Here is a 3,159-nt window from a genome sequence, read left to right as displayed (position 1 = left end):
ATTATTTGTAGTAGAGAATTAGCTCAGCTGGGAGAGCATCTGCCTTACAAGCAGGAGGTCGGGGGTTCGATCCCCTCATTCTCTACCAAACCAAAACTTCCAAATTATTATAATTTTTATTTGTGCCTATGTAGCTCAGTTGGTAGAGCATCTGACTGTTAATCAGAATGTCCTAGGTTCGATCCCTAGCATAGGCGCCATTTTAAATTTTTAATATTTTATTTTCAAAAGTAGTTTGTGATATTTTTCGCATTTATTTTAGGAAAAAAAGGGGATTTTCATGACTTTGAAAGTGTTTGAAACTACTTTTGAAAATAATTTACTTATTGTAGAAATTAATAAATTAGCTAAACAAGCTAATAGTTCTGTTTTAGTTCGTTATAAAGATACTGTTTTATTAAGTGTTTTAGTTATTGGTGATAATGAAGTTTGTTTAGATTATTTACCTTTGATGATTTTTTATCAAGAAAAATTTTATGCAGCAGGAAAAATACCCGGAAATTTCTCAAAAAGAGAAGGAAAACCTTCTGATTCAGGAATATTAAATGCTCGTTTGATAGATAGAACATTAAGACCTTTATTTAAAAAAAATTTTAATAAAGAAATTCAAATTGTAAATACTATTTTAAGTAATGATGATAGTTGTAATAATGAAATTTTTGCAATTTTAGGCAGTTCTTTAGCTGCATTGATTTCTAATGCTCCTTTTTATAAAGCTGTTTCAGCTGTTTGTGTGGGCCGAGTTAACAATCAATTTATTATTAACCCTGATCCTCAACAAAAGAATATTTCTGATTTATGGTTGGTTTTAAGCGGAACTAAAGAAAAATTAAATATGATAGAGGTTAGTTCTAAAGAAATTTCAGAAAAAGATTTAATATCAGCTATGTTATTTGGTCATAATTTTATTAAACAATTATGTATTTTTCAGGAAGAAATTAAAAATAATTTAAATATCATTAAAAATATTGATTTGAAAAATAATTGTGAAATTGATTTGTATGTTAAATTCAAATTTAAGTATTTTGAAATTGTAAAAATCACTTTACAAAAAGAAATCGATAATAAATTTATTAAAAAAAATTTTTCGGATACAATTAATAATCTTAAAAATTTTATTTTGGAAAAATATATAAAAGATAAAGACTTTGCGATTAGTGATGATATATCGAATAATTTTATGTTTAGTTGCGAAAATCAATATAAACTAGAAAAAATAAAAGAACAATTTACATATATGTTTAATGATTTATTAACTGATATAGTGAGAGAAATGGTTTTAAAAGATAAACGAAGAATTGATGGTCGAACTTTAAATGAAATTCGTTCTATTAAAACTGAAGTAGGTATTTTACCACGCACTCATGGATCAGCTATTTTTTCTCGTGGTGAAACTCAAAGTTTAGCGGTTGTGACTATTGGCGCTTTAAGCGAATGTAAACTGATAGATGATCTTAGTGAAGAAGATAAAGAATCTTTTATTGTTCATTATAATTCTCCGCCTTTTGCTGTAGGTTCTATAGGTAAATATATGATGCCTTCTAGAAGAGAAATAGGTCATGGTATGTTAACTAAAAAAGCTTTATTTCATGTTCTTCCTATGGAACAAGATTTTCCTTATACTATTAGGGTAGTATCGGAAATTTTAGAATCTAATGGTTCATCTTCACAAGCAACTATTTGTGCTGCTTCTATGGCTTTGATGGATGCAGGGGTTCCTTTATTAAGTCCTGTAGCGGGTTTAGCAATGGGATTATTTTTTGCTAGTGAAAATGATTATGCTATTTTAAGTGATATTCAAGGATTAGAAGATCAAAAAGGTGATATGGATTTTAAAATTGCGGGTACTTTTAAAGGTATTACAGCTGCACAAATGGATATTAAAATAGAAGGTATTAGTTTTGATATTTTGCGAGAAGTTTTAGAAAAAGCTCGTTTGGGTAGAATAGAAATTTTAAATAAAATGAATATGACTATCAAAAAGCATCGGGAACATATGTCTATTTATGTACCTAAAGTTAAAATGATTACTATTCCTGTGGATAAAATTCGCGATATCATTGGCGCTGGTGGCAAAATTATTAATCAAATTATTGATACTTATGATAATGTTAAAATTGATATTCAACAAAATGGTAATATATTTATTATGCATAATAATGAAAGTATTGTTAATCAAGTATCTAATTATATTTTAAATTTAGTAGATGAAATAAAAATAGGTAAAGTTTATGAAGTCACTGTTATGAAAATTTTATATGATAAAAAAAATGGTCATTCTTTTGCTGCTATAGTTCAGATTTTTCCTGGAATTGAAGGTTTTATTCATATTAGCAAATTATCAAATATTAAAGTTGAATGTGTAGAAGATGTTCTTTCGGTAGGGCAAAAAGTTTTAGCTAAATGCGTTTTCATAAATGAAAAAGGTAAAATTGATTTATCTTTAGTTTGGGAAAAATAATTATTTAAATTAATTAATTATAATTTTAAAAAAATTTGTTAAAATAATCGATGGTAAGAGTAATGGAAGGTGATCGAAGTTAGATTTTTTTGAAATTGAAAGATTTCTAATTTAGGAAAGTCCATGTTAGCACATAGGGCGCCAAAGAGGCCTAAATATCCTGTGATTTTACCAATCACTAGTGCGATAAACACTGCAAGGATAAGAACGGTTCTTGAAAGGAAACTTTCAGGAATTACAGCAGTTCTTAAAAGCGGATTGCGACGAAGTAGTTAGTCAAGACGATACCGCCACCGAATGGTTCTAAGGATAAGCCTGTAATGGGCCTAAGAAGACAAAAGAAGATGTAATTAACAAACCTGTTTCGTAAACTACTATAAGCAAGCAGTCCAGAATCTATCCAATATAGTATGTGGATTGGATAGTTTATCAATTAATAAACCTGGAATCTCACCATTTATAGAAATGGTTACTTCTCCTAAGGAACCAAGGTAGATATTTAGAGTAACTTGGAGAATCCTAAAACTAAGTAATTAAATTTACAAATCAGGATCTAAAAGCCCTGATAGTCAAGGATAAAGAATCTTCTTAGTAGTCGTAAGAGTAAACCTAGTTTTGGAATAAGCTAGCTAATCGTCTTACCAAGAAGAGAGGTAATAACTCTCATAGGGCGAAAGAAGAAAGTAATTTATTGTTTA

General features: G+C 28.5%; 2 protein-coding genes and 2 tRNA genes. All 4 read left to right on the top strand.

The genetic code is table 11. The features are described from left to right. Nucleotides 1-12: 12 nt before the first annotated feature. The 4 genes from OC705_RS02345 (at nucleotide 13) to OC705_RS02330 (ending at nucleotide 2,737) form a co-directional block, all read left to right on the top strand. A tRNA-Val gene (locus tag OC705_RS02345) sits at nucleotides 13-88 on the top strand. A 36-nt stretch (nucleotides 89-124) separates the two neighbouring features. Then, a tRNA-Asn gene (locus OC705_RS02340) sits at nucleotides 125-200 on the top strand. Between the two features lie 80 nt (nucleotides 201-280). Continuing rightward, nucleotides 281-2,461: a polyribonucleotide nucleotidyltransferase gene (locus OC705_RS02335; RefSeq protein WP_304512675.1), complete on the top strand. Its 2,181-nt coding sequence runs from the start codon at nucleotides 281-283 to the stop codon at nucleotides 2,459-2,461. Nucleotides 2,462-2,584: 123 nt separating this feature from the next. After that, nucleotides 2,585-2,737 carry a hypothetical protein gene (locus OC705_RS02330; protein ID WP_304512676.1) on the top strand — a complete coding sequence of 51 codons (153 nt, stop codon included), beginning with the start codon at nucleotides 2,585-2,587 and terminating at the stop codon, nucleotides 2,735-2,737. Nucleotides 2,738-3,159: the final 422 nt, after the last annotated feature.

The organism is Candidatus Phytoplasma fabacearum (assembly GCF_030586805.1).
Classification (GTDB): Bacteria; Bacillota_I; Bacilli_A; order Acholeplasmatales; family Acholeplasmataceae; genus Phytoplasma; species Phytoplasma fabacearum.
The sequence above is the reverse complement of the archived record's forward strand: the minus strand, read 5'-3'. Positions and strand labels throughout refer to the sequence as shown.

Excerpts from the sequence above, each read along its gene's own strand:
- OC705_RS02330 (WP_304512676.1), top strand. The coding sequence starts at position 2,585 with ATGTTAGCACATAGGGCGCCAAAGAGGCCTAAATATCCTGTGATTTTA.
- OC705_RS02335 (WP_304512675.1), top strand. The coding sequence starts at position 281 with ATGACTTTGAAAGTGTTTGAAACTACTTTTGAAAATAATTTACTTATT.